This is a genomic window from Lysobacter panacisoli (assembly GCF_009765165.1).
Lineage (GTDB): Bacteria > Pseudomonadota > Gammaproteobacteria > Xanthomonadales > Xanthomonadaceae > Lysobacter_J > Lysobacter_J panacisoli.
Genome location: NZ_VLNU01000001.1, coordinates 2,290,372 through 2,306,210 on the forward strand (window position 1 = coordinate 2,290,372; position 15,839 = coordinate 2,306,210).

Below are 15,839 nucleotides of genomic sequence, written 5' to 3' on the forward strand. Positions count from 1 at the left end.
GCACGAATGGAGCGCCCGGTTGTCCGGGTGCTTGCATGCGGGGAGAGGGGCTTAGAGGTCCTGCTCGTAACGGACGTAAGGCACGGTGCCTTCGTCCTTATCGCCGTTGTCCGGTGCGAACGGATTCTTGCCGCGCGTGACGACGTTTTCCGCGCCGACGGTGAGCTGGCCGCTCCACGGCGTGCGCCAGGTCAGGCCGACGCCAAGGCCTTCCCACTGGCCCGGTTCGCCCGGCGTGTCGACCACGCGGCCGACGATGTTGGCGCTGAAATTGCCCAGGCCCGCACCGAGCGTGACGCTCTTGGTGCTCCAGCGGTCGGCGAGGTCGGGCACTTCGCCGGCGGGAATCAGGCGGGCCTTCGCCCACGTGCCGCCGATCGAAACGGTCGCCTCGCGGCCGATGTTCTTCTGGCCGTAGACGGTGAGCGTGTTCTGGTCGAGCTTGCCGGCCTTGCTGGTCGGACTGAGCCAGGCGGGCAGGGTGTCCCGTCCACTGCCGAACGCCAGACCGACCTTGCCGCCCGGTCGCGTCAGCGCGGCACCGACGGTGCCCTGGCGCGCCGCGTTGCCGGCATCGTCGTCGAGCGAGGCGAGCATGCAGTGATTGGCGAGGTTGCCGATCGCGCCGGCCAGCCCGGTCTTGCGATCGCAGACCAGGCCGAGCGTGTCGCCAGCCTCGAGGCCGAAGGCGGCATCGAGCGTGTTGCTGCCCACGCGCCAGCGCGCACCGGCGACCGGCGCGCCGGTGGGTTCGAGCTGGAGGAGGTATTCGAGCTTGCCGTTGGACTGGTTCCAGACCGGCAGGTAGGTCGTCTCGGGAGCCACGCGCTTGGCCTGCGCATGGACGCCCGACGCCGCGCCAAGCGCGAGCATCAGGGTCAACGGCAGTCGAAGCAGGCGCGTGTTCATGGTCTTGATACGACCGGCCGCAGCCGGTGGAGTTCCCGTCTCCTTAGGAGCGCGACTATAGACCGTTTATGTTTATTTAACAATTCCCCGGGTGACGTGGAGCGGCTACTGCAGCCGCTCCGGGGCAGCCAGCTCCGTCGTCGCCACGGTAAACAAGCTAGCGATTTCCTCCGAATCGAAACGGTAACTCTGTCCGCAAAACTCGCAACGGATCAGGGCGTGGCCACCGGCCGCCTCGACGGCCGCCTCGGCCTCCTCGGCCCCCAGCGAGACCAGCATGGACTCGACCCGCTCGCGGGAGCAGGAACAGGCGAATCGCAGCGGCTTGCCGCCCAGCACCTGCACGCCGTCCTCGTGGAACAGGCGGGTCAGCAGGTCGTCGGCGCTCCAGTCCAGCAATTCCCTTGGACTGAGGGTGTCGAACAGCGCGCCCGCCCGGGCCCAGCCGTCCTCGTCGCCATGATCCCCCGGAAGCTTCTGCAGCATCAGTCCCGCGGCCTGCCGTTCGTCGGCAGCGAGGAGCAGGCGGGTCGGCAGCTGCTCGGACTGGCGGAAGTAGTCCTCGAACGCACCGGCCAGCGAGTCCGATTCCAGCGCGACCAGGCCCTGATAGCGGGCCGGATCGCGACCGTCGACGGAGGGATTCTCGATGGTGATGGCCAGCACCGCGCCCGGGCCGAGCGCATGCAGGTCGCGCGACACCTCGCCTTGCTCGTCGATCTGGGCGATACCGCGCAGCGTGCCGGCGGCGGTGCACTCGGCGAACAGCGTGCGCAGCGCACCGCTGCCGCGCAGCTGCACCGACAGTCGGCCATCGACCTTCGCGTGGCCGGTGAACAACGCCGCCGCGGCGGCGGCCTCGCCCAGCAGTTCGGCCGCGGCGGGCGGGTACTCGGCACGCTCGCGGATCTGCGTCCAAGTGTCCTGCAGGTGCACGCGCACGCCGCGCACACCGGCGCCTTCGATAAGGAAACGGGTCAGCTGATCGCGATCGCGGGCAGCAGTGGGGGAAATCTCGGTCATGCAGGGGAGCTCGCGGCAGCGGCGCGGCATTGGCGGATAATGCGCGCGCTCGTGTGAAGGGGCGTGGACACCACAATGGGGATGGAGCAGGCGACGTGCAAGGCGTGAACGAGAACCTGGAACAGGCAAGGCCGAAGCGCCGTCGTCGATGGCTGCGCTGGCTGCTGGCGATGCCGCTGCTGTTCGTCGTGGCGAGCGTCGTGCAGGTGGCGACGTTGCGTTTCGTCGACCCGGCCTTCAGTGCGTTCATGGTATCGCGGCAGCTCGAGGCCTTCGGCGAAGGCGACTGGGGTTTCCGCATCGCGTACGACTGGCGCGACCTCGACGAGATGTCCTCCAACGTGCCGCTGGCGATGATCGCGTCGGAAGACCAGAACTTCGCCGAGCATTTCGGTTTCGACCTGAAGGCGATCGAGAAGGCGCGCAAGAACAACGCACGCGGCCGCAAGGTGCGCGGCGGCAGCACCATCAGCCAGCAGACGGCGAAGAACCTGTTCCTGTGGAGCGGCCGCAGCTACGTGCGCAAGGGCATCGAGGCCTGGTACACGCTGCTGATCGAAGCGCTGTGGCCCAAGCACCGCATCATCGAGGTCTACGCCAACATCGCCGAGTTCGGCGACGGCGTGTACGGCGCACAGGCCGCGGCGCGTACGTTCTACCGCAAGGACGCCGACCGGCTGACCGCGTCCGAGGCCGCGCGCATGGCCGCGGTGCTGCCCAGCCCACGCCGTTACAGCATCTCCCGCCCCGGACCGTACGTGCAGCGCCGTTCGCAGGCGATCCAGCGGCAGATGCGTTCCATCGGCGGCGCCGGATACCTCGAGCGGATCGAGTGACATGGGCAGTGCCGGGACAAGCGACTACCATCGCCCCATGACCCGCGACCGCCTTGCCATCGTCATCGCCGCCTACAACGAGGCCCACGCGCTGCCGCTGCTGCAGCCGCGGCTGGCGCGGGTGATGGACGCATTGGCCGACGAGCACGACGTCGATACCACCGTGGTCTATATCGACGACGGCAGCGACGACGCGACCTGGTCCGTGCTGCAACGCATGGCCGATGAGGACCGGCGAATCTCGCTGCTGCGCCTGTCGCGCAACTTCGGCAAGGAAACGGCGATGACCGCGGGCCTGGACCGGGTGGAGGACGGGGCCGCGGCGCTGATCCTCGACGCCGACGGGCAGGATCCGCCGGAACTGATCCCGCAGTTCGTCGCCAAGTGGCGCGAAGGCTACGACGACGTGCACGGCACGCGACTGGAACGCGAGGGCGAGGGCTGGTTGAAGCGCACCACTGCGCACGCGTTCTATCGCGTGATCGGCCGTCTTTCGCAGACACCGATTCCCGCCGACACGGGTGATTTCCGCCTGCTGTCGCCGCGTGCCGTCGCGGCACTGCGCCAGCTGCGCGAACGCCACCGCTTCATGAAGGGTCTGTTCGGTTGGGTCGGCTACAACCGCGTGGCGATTCCCTACCACCGCGAACCGCGTGCGGCGGGACGCAGCGCGTTCAACTTCTGGCGACTGTGGAACCTCGCACTGGAAGGCATCACCAGTTTCTCGACGGTACCGCTGCGCCTGGCGACCTACCTGGGCCTGCTGACCGCGATGGTGGCGTTCGTCTACGGCGTGGTGATCATCGTCAAGGCGCTGTTCTGGGGCGACCGGGTGGCCGGCTGGCCGACGATGATGTCCGTGATCCTGTTCCTTGGTGGCGTGCAGCTGATCGCACTGGGCCTGATCGGCGAATACCTGGGGCGGCTGTACGAGGAATCCAAGCAGCGCCCGCTGTATCTCGTCGACACCTGGCTGCCGGGCGCAGGAGTATGCTCGGGGCAAGCCCCAGCGGAAGGAGACGGCCATGCGCACCGTGCGGCAACTGCTCGAAGCCAAAGCGCCTGAGGTTTTCGCGATCGGCCCGGACGTGCCGGTCATCGACGCGATCAGGCTCATGGCGGAGAAGCGCATCGGCGCCGTGCTCGTGATCGAGGGCGGACGCCTGGTCGGCATCCTTTCCGAGCGCGACTACGCGCGCAAGATCGTGCTGCAGGGACGTTCCTCGGCCGACACGCCGGTTCGCACCATCATGACCTCCCAGGTGGTCACCGTCGGCCTGGACGAAACCACCGACCACTGCATGCAGATCGTCACCGACAAGCGCATCCGCCACTTGCCGGTCGTGCACAACGAACAGGTGCTCGGGGTGGTGTCGATCGGCGACCTGGTGAAGGCGGTGATCGAGGACCAGCAGCTCGAACTCGACCAGCTGCAGCGCTACATCGCCAGTTGATCGCTCCTGCGCGACGCGCTCACTTCGCGTAGCGTCCGCCGCAGCCCGAATCCTCGCCCGGCCCGGTTTCCAGCGTCGCCAGCAGCGCCGCCGGCGGCGTGATCGTCGCCAGCGTGAGCGCTATCGCGCCGCGCAGGCCGACCCCGGCCAGGTCCGGATGCACCTTCGGCTGACGGAACGTGCCATCCACCCGCAGCGGTGTGCGGAACACCAGCAGGCTGCGGTCCTTCGGACGGGGACGGATGGTGAGGTCCAGCGTCTCCTCGCGCAGGTTCACGGTTCCGGAGCCGACCAGGATCGTGTCGCTGGTGTCGAAGGCGAGCGAGCGCGCCGTCATCACGCCATCGTCCACCGCGAAATCCGCGAACGCGCAGCGCACCGGTATCTGCCGGTCGCCGCCGAGCTTGAACTTGATGATCTCCGCCAGGTCGATGCCGGCCATCTCCATCAGCAGGTTGCTGATGCGGCCGCGACCCATGCCCAGCACCACGCTGCCATCGCTGCTGCCGAGCATGCCGGCGATCGAGTTGCCGGTACCGTCGAGCGCGACGCGCCCGCCGACCTTGCCGATCGCGTTCTGCGCCAGCTCCACCTTCGGCAGCAGCTTGCCGAGAGTGAGTCCGGCGATATCGGCTTCGGCGCGCGTGCGGATGGTGCTGGTGCGCGCGTCCATGCGGATGCGCGAACGGATGTCGCCGTCGGCGACGCCGAAGTTGAGCGGTTCCAGCCTTAGCAGGCCGTTGTCGAGGAACAGGTGCGCATCCATGTCGTCCAGCGGAAGGCTCGGCGCGTTGATGCGCGTCGCGCGCAGGCGCACGTCGGCGTCCATCGCACGCAGCTTCTCCAGCTCGTAGGGTTTCGTGGGCAACAGTCGGCCGCTGGCTTCCTGCTTCGCCGCCTTGGTCGACTGCTCCGCGTTTGCGGTCTCGCCGCGACCGGTTTGCGGCGCGCCGCCGACGAAACCGGACAGGTCGTCGAGGTCGAGCCGTTTGGAGGTCAGGTCCGCACGCAGGAACAGGCGCTCGCCCGCGGTGTCGACGCTGGCGTCGCCGTGCATGTCGCTGTCGCCGATGCGTCCGTCGAAATCGCGGTAGTGCCAGACTTCGCCTTCGCGACTGAAACGTCCGTCGAGCGCGTAGGGCGGCGTCGATGGAATCGCCAGGCCCAGCAGCGGATACAGGTCGGCCATGTCGCGACCCGACAGGCGCATCTGCAGATCGAAGCCGCGCAATCGCAGCGGATCTAGCAGCGTGCCGCGCGCGTGCGCGCTGGTCGCGCCCGCATTGGCGCGCACGTCGATGCGGTAGGGCGCCTCGCGATCGCGCAACAGCAGCGGCGAGGCCGCGCTGCCCTGCAACTTGAACGCATTGCCCTTCCACAATCCGCCACCGACGACCGCCACCGGCGCAGAGGCATCGCGCTGTTGCGCGCGCTGGCTACTCACGCCGATGCGGATGTCGGTACGTTGGGGGGCGTCGAAGAAACGCACGAAGCCGCGGTCGATGTCGACGCGGCGGAACTGCATGCGGCCTTCGCCCTGTTCGCCGAACACCCAGTTGCCATCGCCACCCTTCGGGTTGGTTTCCAGCAGCAGGCGCGGGCGATCGAGACGGATCAATGGCAGCAACACCTGGCCGCGAAACAGCGGACGCAGCGCGATGCCGAGCTCGGCGCGATCCGCGGAGGCCATCACCGGATCGCGCGACCACGATGCGTTGCCGAAACGCACGCGTTCGGCCGACACCACCGGCGTCCACCCCAGATCGACATCGAGATCGCCGCCGATGTCGAAACTGCGGCCGGTGCGCGCTTCGACCTGGCGTTCGACGATGCCCTTGAACCAGTTCCAGTCCCAGATCGCGATCAGCAGTGCGACCAGCAACGCGACGATGCCGATGGCCGTGAGCGCCGGGTGACGATGGAACCACCGGCTGCGATGCGGAGGGGCCGTACGCGTGGACATGCGCTCACTCCCGGCCGCGGGGCCGGAGGCGCTGCACTACAGGCTGTGTGTTTCCGGAGTTCGAACCGGGCACCGCGCGCGTCCGTCATGGATTCGATTCCACCATCGACGCACGGCGGTCAAGCGAAAGTGAATGCGTTGTATGCAGTTCAGCTGTGCATTCAGCCCGGGATGATGCTGCCCGGCGTGAGCACCTGCGCGAACACCGCGACGTAATGGCATACGCTGCCTGCGACCACGAACAGATGCCAGATCGCATGCGAATACGGCAGCGCCGGCCGGTGGTAGAAGACCGTGCCCAGCGTGTAGAACAGGCCGCCCGCGAACAGCCAGCCCATCGTCCAGCCGTCGAGCGCGCCGAGCATCGGCTCGATCGCCACCACCACCAGCCAGCCCATCGCGATGTAGATCGACGTGGACAGCAGCTTGAAGCGGCCGGTGTAGAACAGCTTGAACACCACGCCGGCGACGGCGAGCGTCCAGATCGCCGCGAACAGTCCCCAGCCCCACGGGCCGCGCAGGCCGATCAGCGTGAACGGGGTGTACGTGCCGGCGATCAGCAGGTAGATCGCGCAATGGTCGAATACCTTCAGGCGCGCCTTGGCGATCGGATGCTGGATCGCGTGGTACAGCGTGGACGCGAGGTAGAGCAGCAGCAGGCAGATGCCGAACACGATCGCGCCGGCGAGTTGCCAGCCGTCGCCGTACAGCGCGGCGAGCGTGATCAGCACGGCACCGCCGGCGAGTGCCGCGGTCGCACCGAGTCCGTGGGTCAGCGCGTTGAAGAACTCCTCGCGCAGCGAATGCTGTCCGTGCGGAATGCCGGACAGGGAACCGTCTTCGACGGAATGTGCGGGGGACATGGCCCGAGCATGGTAGCGCAGGCTGGAGCAATTACTCTGATCTGCGTCATGTCCCGCCTGCCGGATCGCGGCGTTGTGATCCCGGCCGCAGAACGGCGCGGGCCGCCGGCGTTCACGCGGCCATGACACGCCACAGCGCGACGAGTGCGATCAGCTGTGCCGCGACGATCAACGCGATCGCGCGGCGGAACGACGGCTTGGCGGTCTTGTGGCGGAACACCCGCATCGCCAGCAGTGCGCCCGGCGATCCGCCGAGCAGGGCGAACGCGAGCAGCGTGCGTTCCGGAATACGCCGGCGAGGACCGCCGGAGATGGCCTTGTCGTAGCCGTACAGCAGCGCGGTGGCGACGTTCAACGCCAGCCACCACGCGAGCCAGGCCGGCATCAGTCGAACGACGTTGCGTGCGAGTGTTCGCGCGTGGCGAGGAACTGCACGTCCGGCGCGCGTTCCTGGGCCAGCTGGAGGTTCACGCGCGTCGGCGCCAGGTAGACCAGCTCGCCGGCCGCGTCGAGCGAGAGGTTCATCGCGTTCTTGTCGCGGAACTCCTCCAGCTTCTTCTCGTTGTCGCAGCGGATCCAGCGCGCCGTGGCGACGCTGACCTGCTCGAAGCTGGCGTCCACGCCGTACTCGTCCTTCAGGCGGTAGGCGACCACGTCGAACTGCAGCACGCCGACCGCGCCAAGGATCAGGTCGTTGCTCATCAGCGGGCGGAAGAACTGCGTCGCGCCTTCCTCCGACAGCTGGGCCAGGCCCTTCTGCAGCTGCTTGAGCTTGAGCGGATCGCGCAGGCGCGCGCGGCGGAACAGTTCCGGGGCGAAGTTCGGGATGCCGGTGAAGCCCAGCGACTCGCCCTCGGTGAAGCTGTCGCCGATGGAGATGGTGCCGTGGTTGTGGATGCCGATGACGTCGCCCGGCCACGCGCTCTCGGCGATCTCGCGATCGCTGGCCATGAAGGTCAGCGCGTTGGCCAGCTTCACTTCCTTGCCGGTGCGCACGTGGAAGGCCTTCATGCCCGCGCTGAACTGGCCCGAACACACGCGCATGAATGCCACGCGGTCGCGGTGCTGCGGATCCATGTTGGCCTGGATCTTGAACACGAAGCCGGTCAGCTTGGGCTCGTACGCGGCGACTTCGCGCGAGGTCGTCGCGCGCGGCCGGGGCGAGGGCGCGTTCTCGACGAAGAAGTCGAGCAGCAGCTGCACGCCGAAGTTGTTCACGGCCGAACCGAAGAACACCGGCGTCTGTTCGCCGGCGAGGTACTTGGCGAGATCGAACGGATGCGAGGCGCCTTCCACCAGTTCCAGCTCGTCGCGCAGTTCCTGCAGCATCTGCGTGCCGATGCGCGCCTCCAGCGCCGGATCGTCGATCGAGGCGAAGATGGTCGAGTCCTGGCGGGTGAAGTTGCGGCCCTGTTCGTACAGGTGCACCTCGCCAGTGACCAGGTGGACCACGCCCTTCAGGCGCTGGCCCATGCCGATCGGCCAGGTGATCGGCGCGCACTGGATCTTCAGCACGCTCTCCACTTCGTCCAGCAGGTCGATCGGGTTCTTGCCCTCGCGGTCGAGCTTGTTGATGAAGGTCATGATCGGCGTGTCGCGCAGGCGGCACACCTCCATCAGCTTGATCGTGCGTTCCTCGACGCCCTTGGCCACGTCGATGACCATCAGCGCCGAATCGACCGCGGTCAGCACGCGGTAGGTGTCCTCGCCGAAGTCGGCGTGGCCGGGGGTGTCGAGCAGGTTGACGATGCGGCCCTCGTAGGGGAACTGCATCACCGAGCTGGTCACCGAGATGCCGCGCTCCTTTTCCAGCGCCATCCAGTCGGACGTCGCGTGGCGCGCGGCCTTGCGACCCTTGACCGAGCCGGCCATCTGGATCGCACCGCCGAACAGCAGCAGCTTTTCGGTGAGCGTGGTCTTGCCCGCGTCGGGGTGCGAGATGATCGCGAACGTGCGGCGGCGGGCGGCTTCGAGGGAAACGTCGGACATGGACGGCGGGCGCGAACGGGCCGGGGGCCGGTGCGCGGAATGGATGGCGGGAATGGCCCGGGATTATACGCGGCCCGGGAAACCCGGCCGGCCCGGCCCTCGGAGGCGGCCCCGGTCGCGGTGCCCGGACCGGAAATGTGCGCGAGTTGGCAGTTCGGGGTTCGCCTGCCGATTGCCCCTAAAGGGTCGGCGTTCGCGGCCGCTACCTGCCCTGAATGTCCGGTCTTGCAGGGGGCGGTGTGCGCATTGTCATTGTGGGTGAGGATGCCGGCCGCGCCGGTGAGTTCGAAGAGTCGCTGTCCTATTTCGACCTGGACTGGGACGTGCGCTGGCTGTCCGAGCCCGATTCCGCCCTGTCGCCCGGCGAGCCGGTCGACGTCTTCCTGTGCGGCCTGCGCCTGGGCGTAGTGCCCGGCCCGGTGCTGCTGTCGCAGGTCGCGGCGCTGCATCCGCAGGCCGTACGCATCCTGCTGCTCGACCAGGACCAGGACAGCGGCATGCTGCAGGGCCTGGACTGCGCGCACCGCCTGCTCTCGCGACCGCTCGACGCAGGTGAGCTGATCGAAGCCATCGACAGCGTGGCCGAGCTGCGCCAGGTGCTGGGCAACGATGAGCTCAAGCAGACCGTCGGCCGCGTCGGCTCGCTGCCGCCGCCGCCGCGCCTGTACCTCGAACTGAGCCGCCTGCTGCGCGATCCGGACGCGAGCAACGCGGCGATCGCGCAGATGCTCTCGCAGGACCCGGCGATCGTCGCCAAGGTGCTGCGCCTGTGCAATTCGGCGTACTTCTCCGGCGGTCGCGAGATCACCGACATCCGCGCCGCGGTCACCCGCCTTGGCCACCAGACGCTGCTGCGGCTCGTGCTGGCCAGCGAGGCCTTCGGTCCGACCCAGCTCGCCGGCAAGGAGCGCGAGGCGATCCAGGACCGCGCGCTGCGCACCTCGCGCCTGGCGCGTCGCCTGCTCGCCGGCCCGAGCGCCGAACTCGCCGCCACGGCCGGTCTGCTCGCCGAAGTCGGTCGCCTGCTGCCGGGCGTGTCGGACGGTTCGGAAGGTTCGATCGGCCCGCACTACGCCGAAGCCGGCGCATACCTGCTCGGTCTGTGGGGCCTGCCGATGCCGATCGTCGAAGGCGTCGCCTTCCAGCATCGCCCGGGCCGCCGACGCTCCGGCGGTTTCTGGGTCGCCGGTGCCGTGCACGTCGCGTCGTCGCTGGTCGCCGGTACGCCGGTGGACGAGGCCTACCTGCGCAACGTCGGCGTGCACGAACGCCTGGCGCAGTGGCGCGACATGGTCGAACCGGCCGCGCAGGAAGCGGCCTGATCGATCGCCCGCATCGCCGGACGCCTCACGCTTCGACCTGGAGCGAGAACGCGTCCGGCGCCAGCGACGACAGGAACTGCCGCGCGTCGAACGCTTCGCCGGCCGAACGCGCGCCCGGCGCACCCTCGCCGCCTGCCACCACGCGCTCCATCGCTTCCACGATCAACGGCGCGCTGACCGCGTAGATATCGCGTCCCTGCACGCGCGCGCCGCGCTGTTGGCCGTTGCGCTGCACCTGCACGTCGAGCACGAAGGTCTGCGCGGAGCGGCCGTGTTCGTCCGACGCGACCGGCGCCGGCGTGCCCGGATCGCGCAGGTCGCGCAGCGGCGTCTGGTTCATGTACGAACGCACGTTCTCGGCACGCAGGTGCCGGGCGATCGAAACGATCTCCGACAGCGTCAGCAGCACGACTTCCTGTTCGCCCAGCGGCGAGGGGAACCGCCATTGCCGCGTCGGCGCCGGATCGGGCAGTTCGCTCAGCGCGCCGTCCGCGACGATCCAGCGACGCCAGTGGTTGCGCGCGCCGGTGACGCGCGTACCGCCCGTGGGATGCCAGCTGTCCAGCCCGACGGCGATATCGATGGACTCCGCGTCCGGCCAGTCGCCGAGCGCCGCAGTGGCGAGCAGGTCGGCCAACGCGCCGTAGAACGCGACCGATGGCATCGCCACGATGCCTGCTTCGCGCACGCGTTCGCCGTAGTGTTCGAACACGTCGAACGCCGCGCGCTGTTCGGCGCTGGTGTCGAAGTAGTGGATGCCTGCACGCATCGCCGCTTCCAGCACTGGACCCGTGGTGTCCATGAACGGCCCCGCCGCGTTGATCACCGCGACCGTACCGTCGAGCGCGCGATCGAGCTCGCGCGGCTGCGCCACGTCGGCGATGCGTCCCTCGATGCCGGGAAATCGTGCGAGCAGCTCGGCGAGCTTGCCCGCATCGCGCCCGCAGGCGATGGGTTGCCATCCGCGCCGCAGCAGTTCGGCGACGATGAAACGCCCGGTGTGGCCATAGGCTCCGTATACCGCGACGGCGCCCTTGTTCGATGCGTCCATGTGATCTCCTACACGCTGGCCTGCAGCGCGACGTCGGCACTGCGTTCGCTGGCGAGATGCCAGTGCGCGCGCAGTTCGCGGTTGAACTCCACCGGCCGCTCTTCCGGGAAGAAGATGCGCGCGCCGTCGAACTCGATGCGACGCGTGGTACCAGGGATCGTCTGTTCGAGCCAGCGCGACCACTCGGTCGGGAAGTACACGTCGTCGGTGCCCCACGCGACGAGCGTGGGAACGCGCAGGCGTCGCAGCCCGTCCTCGATGGCGAGCGTGTGCCGGCAATCGAACGCGTTGACGAAGCGTTCGAGGTCGCGCAACTGGCGTGGCGATTCGACAAACGGGCGCAGGTAGGTCTCGATGGTCCCGTCGCTCACCGCCGCAGGCCGTTCGTAGGCCGGTGCCAATGCCTCGCGGTACACGTCGTGGTTCGACCACATCGCGTCCAGCGTGCCCTTGAGTCCACCGGCGGCGACCATCGACACGAAACCCTGGAACGCTTCCGGCGGCCAGTTGTCGTGTGCGTCGCAGTTGGTGAGCGTCAGGCTGCGCAGGCGCTGCGGATACAGTGCGGCGAAGATCTGGCAGATGCCGCCACCGCTGTCGTTGCCGACCAGGTCCACGCGGTCGATGCCGAGCGCGTCGAGGAACTGCGCGAGCATGTGCGCATTGGCCGTCACCGATACGTCCTGGCCTTCCGCGGCCTCGGTATGGCCGTGCGCGAGCAGGTCCACGGCGATGCAGCGGCGCGCGTCGGACAGCGCCTCGATCTGGTGGCGCCACAGGTAGCCATTGAGCAGCACGCCGTGGACGAACAGCGCGACCGGCCCGCGGCCGCGCTCGACATAGCCGACCAGGCCCGAAGGCGTGGCCACGGTCCGACGACCGTCGAAGAAGGTGCGTGCGTCCATCACGCCCCCGCCTCGGCTTCGCGCAGCTTCTGTGCGCATTCCTCGCAGCACACCTCGACGGTGCGTCCGCCGATGGTTACTTCCACCGCATTCTCGTCCAGCGGGTAATCGCAGGCCGCGCAGGTCTTCTCGCTCATGACACGCTCCGGTTCACGCCCGACGTCCGGGCACGGACAGGAGACCATCGCGCCGAACGCGCGGCTGTCGAAATCTTTAGCGACCCGCGTGCGGGTTCAGGCGCTCTTGGCCAGCGCCGAGGCGCGGAACTCCGAGGGCGTACGTCCGTAGGTCTGCTTGAACGACGCGGCGAAATGGCTGTGGCTCGAGAAACCCAGGTCCTGCGCCAGCGCCGAAACGTCCTCGCATCGCGCGAGCTGGTCGAGCGCACGCGCCAGCCGTAGCCGCAGGTGGTAGCGGTGCAGCGGAACGCCTTCGACCTGCTGGAACGCCTGCGTGAGGTACACCGGCGAGCCGCCGATCTCCGCCGCGATATCGGCCAGTTTCCATTGCCGTCCCAGGTCCGCCGCGAGCAGCAGCTTCACCCGGTCGACCAGCCGTCGGCGACCCTGCGTCGCGCCGGTCGCGTGCGTGGTGCGCGGGCCGAGGCTGCGGCACACCAGTGTCAGCGCGAGGCCTTCCGCTTCCAGCGGTTCGATGCCGCCGTGGGCGAGGCTGTGGCGCAGCAGCGCGACGAGAGCCTGCGCGCGCGGATCGATGCGCAGCGACTGCATGCGGAACGACGGTTCCTCGTCCCGCTGCAGCAGTTCGGCCGGGGCGAGTTCGCGCAGCAGCTCCGGCGAGACCGCGAGCACGAGGCTGGAATCGCCGCCGTCGACCGGATGGCTGACCCGGTACCCCTGCGCCGTGTTGAAGAACAGCACATGGTTGGCGTCGGCGACCGACTGGTCGTCATCGACATGGCGCAGGTACACACCGCGATACGGGAACACCAGGTGCGTGGCGCGCGCGCACTCCTCGGCGCTGCGATGCCGGCAGGTGCCGCGGCAACGCACGTCCTTCACCGTGACGGTGCCGGATTCCAGCAATGGATGGACCGAGAATTCCGACATTTCGGAGCGTGCCGATGCGGAGGTCAGCGCTCAGGGTAGCGCAGCTGGCGTCGCGATCCGTTGCCTCTGGGTCATTGCAGCGTTCCGCGTGCTTTCGACAGGAAGCGTCGGCGCTGTGGGAGTCGCTCAGCCGCCCGAGATCCGCAGCGGCCCGGCCGGGCCGATCATGCGGAAGGGGATCGATTCCAGGCGCATGCCGCGATTCACCTGCACGGCGAAGTGCAGGTGCGGGCCGGTGGTGAAGCCGGTATTGCCGGACAGGCCGATCTGCTGGCCGGCGCGCACGCGCTGGCCCACGCGCACCAGTGCGCCTTCGGACTTGAGGTGCGCGTACAGCGTCATCGTGCCGTCGTCGTGCAGGATGCGCACGAAGTTGGCGCGGCCGCCGTAGCGTTCGAGGTTGAGCCCGGCCTTGTCGAAGTCCGATTCGACCTGCATCACCACGCCGTCGCGCGCGGCCAGCACCGGCGTGCCGATGTCGGCGGCGAAATCCACCGCGTAGCGGTTCTGTTCGTCGCGATGGCTGAACTGGCCGCCGTAACCCTGGTCGATGCGGAACTGCGCCTGTTGCAGCGGTAGCAGGTAGTCGACGTTGCGCGGGCGTGCGGTCGGATCGCCCGGCAGGCTTTCCATCTGCAGTTCGAAATCGAAGCCGCGGTCCGGATCGGCCGAGGACAGCACGGCGACCAGTGCGGTGCCGCGCGCGCCGACGGTGGCGCGTGCCGGCAGCACGGGCTGGCCGATCACGTTGTCGCTGCGGCTGAAGTCCAGCTGCACTTCGATCGGCCCTGACAACCGGTTGTCGGCGAAGGCGAGGAAACGGTCGCCGTCGTTCTCGATGCGCAGCTGCGCGATCGCGCTGGGTTCGCCCTCGACCGGGATCATCTGCACCTGCGCGGTCGGCGCATTGGGCGCGTGGTCGCCGTAGTGGGTGATGCCGTTGCGGTCGGTCCAGCGGTAGATCTTCGCCGCGCCCGCGCCGAACGCCGTCGCCAGCGCGGCGGCGCCGATGAGCAGTGCGGCATGGCGACGCAGGTTCGACATCGTTACTTCGTGCAGGCCGGCGAGAGGTCGAGCACGCGCGCCACTTCGGCCAGGTCGAACGCGGTCACCGCCTTGTCGTCGTGGACGGCGAACAGTGCGCCGCTCGGGAACGCCGCGGTGGTCGCGGCGTGCAGGGCGACGCCGTCGGTGTGCGCGGTCGTCTCGCCCTGGAAGCTGCCGCGCGATTCCAGCGTGGTGCGGTCGAACAAATGGAAGATGGTCAACGGCGCGAGCTGGTCCACTGCGATCCAGTAGCCGGCTTCGTCGCCGCAGGTCCACAGCGCGACGCCTTCGGCCTCGGCGGCGAAGCTGTCCTGCGGCAGGCTGCGGCCGGTGTACTTGCCGCTGAAGCTGTACTCGCGCAGCGTCGATTCGTGGCGACGGTCTTCGTCGGCGACCAGCAGGCGATCGTTCTGCGGATCGCCGCCGATCGACTCGACCATGCGCAGCGCCGCGTCCTGGGTGGTGTCGCCGAACGAACCGGCATAGCTGCTGCGCAGGCGGCCGGCCTGGTCGAAATGCACGCGATAACGGCGCACGCGCTGGTCGAGTTCGGCCAGCGGCGGCACTTCGTCGAACTTCTTGCCATACATGAAGCTGTCGGTGACGTAGACCTCCAGCTCGCCCGGCTCTGTCTCGGTCAGCCAGATGCCGTATGGGCTGCGCAGTTCCTTGTCGCCGGAGCTGCCCAGCGGCTTGAAGTCGGGCAGCGACAGCACCTGCACGCGGTGGTTGTCGCGCTCGACCACGAACACCGCGTCGCCGTACACGTAGATGCCGTTGGGCCGATAGAACTGGCCCAGTGCCTTGCCCTCGCTACCGACGTCGCGCAGGCGCGCGCCGGTGTCGGCGTCGTACACGACCAGGCGGTGCGTGGACTTGGCGGTGGCGATCAGCCAGGTGTGGCCGTCCTCGGTCGGCCAGGTCGCGAGCGAGTCCAGCTCGTCCTGCGCGCTTTCGGCGGACACATAACGCTCCAGCACGGTGCGCATGGCCGGAACACGCGATTCCGCGGCCGGCGGTGCGGTCGGGGCGGGGGCGACGGTGGAGCAGGCGGAGATCAGGACCGCCAGCATCGATGCGATGGCGGCGGAGGCAGGAAGGCGTGGGGTCATGGCCGGGAAGTGTATTCGGCCCGCCTTTGCATTGTGAGCCGGAGACGTGACCGAGATAATAAATCGCTATATGCGGATGAAGCGATTGACATCGCCGGCAGGCCGCTGGCAGACTGGCCGCATCCATCGAGACCGGCTGAGGGACAGGCCCTTAGAAGCCGGGGCAACCCAGCTCTTCCGCAAGGAGGAGTGAAGGTGCCAATTCCTGCGACAGGTGCGCCCGTAGAGGCGCAGCCGGTCGGAAGATGGTTGCGACGCGTACCGTCACGGCACGCGTGCGACTCGCAGGCTCGGT

The 15,839-nt window shown here is 68.4% G+C and carries 16 protein-coding genes and 1 riboswitch; of the genes, 4 read left to right on the forward strand and 12 right to left on the reverse strand.

From position 1 onward, the window contains the following. Positions 1-51: 51 nt before the first annotated feature. Positions 52-873, reverse strand: coding sequence for an XOO1806 family protein (locus FOF45_RS10725; RefSeq protein ID WP_199244562.1), 822 nt, complete (start codon positions 871-873; stop codon positions 52-54). Between the two features lie 141 nt (positions 874-1,014). Then, a complete protein-coding gene (hslO, locus tag FOF45_RS10730) occupies positions 1,015-1,932 on the reverse strand; it encodes an Hsp33 family molecular chaperone HslO (protein ID WP_158984701.1) in 918 nt (305 codons plus the stop codon). 104 nt (positions 1,933-2,036) lie between these two features. Here hslO and mtgA point away from each other — a divergent pair, with 104 nt between their 5' ends. Genes mtgA through FOF45_RS10745 form a run of 3 tightly spaced genes read left to right on the forward strand, consistent with a single transcriptional unit; the run spans position 2,037 to position 4,222 of the window. Continuing rightward, complete coding sequence (gene mtgA, locus FOF45_RS10735) at positions 2,037-2,768, forward strand: monofunctional biosynthetic peptidoglycan transglycosylase (protein ID WP_425481956.1); 732 nt, start codon at positions 2,037-2,039, stop codon at positions 2,766-2,768. 37 nt (positions 2,769-2,805) lie between these two features. Continuing rightward, positions 2,806-3,834: a glycosyltransferase family 2 protein gene (locus tag FOF45_RS10740; protein WP_158984703.1), complete on the forward strand. Its 1,029-nt coding sequence runs from the start codon at positions 2,806-2,808 to the stop codon at positions 3,832-3,834. Further along, on the forward strand, positions 3,794-4,222 hold the full coding sequence (locus FOF45_RS10745; RefSeq protein WP_158984705.1) for a CBS domain-containing protein: 429 nt from the start codon (positions 3,794-3,796) through the stop codon (positions 4,220-4,222). Before FOF45_RS10740 ends, FOF45_RS10745 begins: the two co-directional genes overlap by 41 nt. 19 nt (positions 4,223-4,241) lie before the next feature. Here the strand turns inward: FOF45_RS10745 and FOF45_RS10750 are convergent, their stop codons facing one another. From FOF45_RS10750 to FOF45_RS10765, 4 genes are all read right to left on the reverse strand, one after another. Then, positions 4,242-6,185 (reverse strand): AsmA family protein, encoded by a 1,944-nt coding sequence (locus FOF45_RS10750; protein ID WP_158984707.1) that lies wholly within the window; start codon positions 6,183-6,185, stop codon positions 4,242-4,244. Positions 6,186-6,346: 161 nt separating this feature from the next. Further along, positions 6,347-7,048 carry a PAQR family membrane homeostasis protein TrhA gene (gene trhA / locus FOF45_RS10755; RefSeq protein ID WP_158984709.1) on the reverse strand — a complete coding sequence of 234 codons (702 nt, stop codon included), beginning with the start codon at positions 7,046-7,048 and terminating at the stop codon, positions 6,347-6,349. Positions 7,049-7,160: 112 nt separating this feature from the next. Next, positions 7,161-7,433 carry a DUF1294 domain-containing protein gene (locus tag FOF45_RS10760; RefSeq protein WP_158984711.1) on the reverse strand — a complete coding sequence of 91 codons (273 nt, stop codon included), beginning with the start codon at positions 7,431-7,433 and terminating at the stop codon, positions 7,161-7,163. Beyond that, the gene (locus FOF45_RS10765; RefSeq protein WP_158984713.1) at positions 7,433-9,037 is read right to left on the reverse strand and encodes a peptide chain release factor 3; all 1,605 of its coding nucleotides are present in this window, start codon (positions 9,035-9,037) and stop codon (positions 7,433-7,435) included. The genes FOF45_RS10760 and FOF45_RS10765 overlap by 1 nt, the downstream gene beginning before the upstream one ends. A 239-nt stretch (positions 9,038-9,276) precedes the next feature. Between FOF45_RS10765 and FOF45_RS10770 the strand changes: the two genes are divergently transcribed. Continuing rightward, the gene (locus tag FOF45_RS10770) at positions 9,277-10,359 is read left to right on the forward strand and encodes an HDOD domain-containing protein (RefSeq protein WP_158984716.1); all 1,083 of its coding nucleotides are present in this window, start codon (positions 9,277-9,279) and stop codon (positions 10,357-10,359) included. Between the two features lie 25 nt (positions 10,360-10,384). On the opposite strand, the gene FOF45_RS10775 is transcribed toward FOF45_RS10770, so the two are convergent. The 6 genes from FOF45_RS10775 to FOF45_RS10795 form a co-directional block, all read right to left on the reverse strand. After that, complete coding sequence (locus FOF45_RS10775; protein WP_158984718.1) at positions 10,385-11,410, reverse strand: saccharopine dehydrogenase family protein; 1,026 nt, start codon at positions 11,408-11,410, stop codon at positions 10,385-10,387. Positions 11,411-11,418: 8 nt separating this feature from the next. Continuing rightward, entirely contained in the window at positions 11,419-12,315 is an 897-nt protein-coding gene (locus FOF45_RS10780) for an alpha/beta fold hydrolase (RefSeq protein WP_158984720.1), read from the reverse strand. Continuing rightward, a complete protein-coding gene (locus FOF45_RS18155; RefSeq protein WP_199244471.1) occupies positions 12,315-12,452 on the reverse strand; it encodes a hypothetical protein in 138 nt (45 codons plus the stop codon). The genes FOF45_RS10780 and FOF45_RS18155 overlap by 1 nt, the downstream gene beginning before the upstream one ends. A gap of 96 nt (positions 12,453-12,548) precedes the next feature. After that, on the reverse strand, positions 12,549-13,385 hold the full coding sequence (locus tag FOF45_RS10785; protein WP_158984722.1) for a helix-turn-helix transcriptional regulator: 837 nt from the start codon (positions 13,383-13,385) through the stop codon (positions 12,549-12,551). A gap of 126 nt (positions 13,386-13,511) precedes the next feature. Continuing rightward, positions 13,512-14,429 carry a peptidoglycan DD-metalloendopeptidase family protein gene (locus FOF45_RS10790; protein WP_158984724.1) on the reverse strand — a complete coding sequence of 306 codons (918 nt, stop codon included), beginning with the start codon at positions 14,427-14,429 and terminating at the stop codon, positions 13,512-13,514. Between the two features lie 2 nt (positions 14,430-14,431). Beyond that, positions 14,432-15,544 carry an NHL repeat-containing protein gene (locus tag FOF45_RS10795; protein WP_233264125.1) on the reverse strand — a complete coding sequence of 371 codons (1,113 nt, stop codon included), beginning with the start codon at positions 15,542-15,544 and terminating at the stop codon, positions 14,432-14,434. Between the two features lie 120 nt (positions 15,545-15,664). Next, positions 15,665-15,796, forward strand: a riboswitch (SAM riboswitch). Positions 15,797-15,839 lie beyond the last annotated feature (43 nt).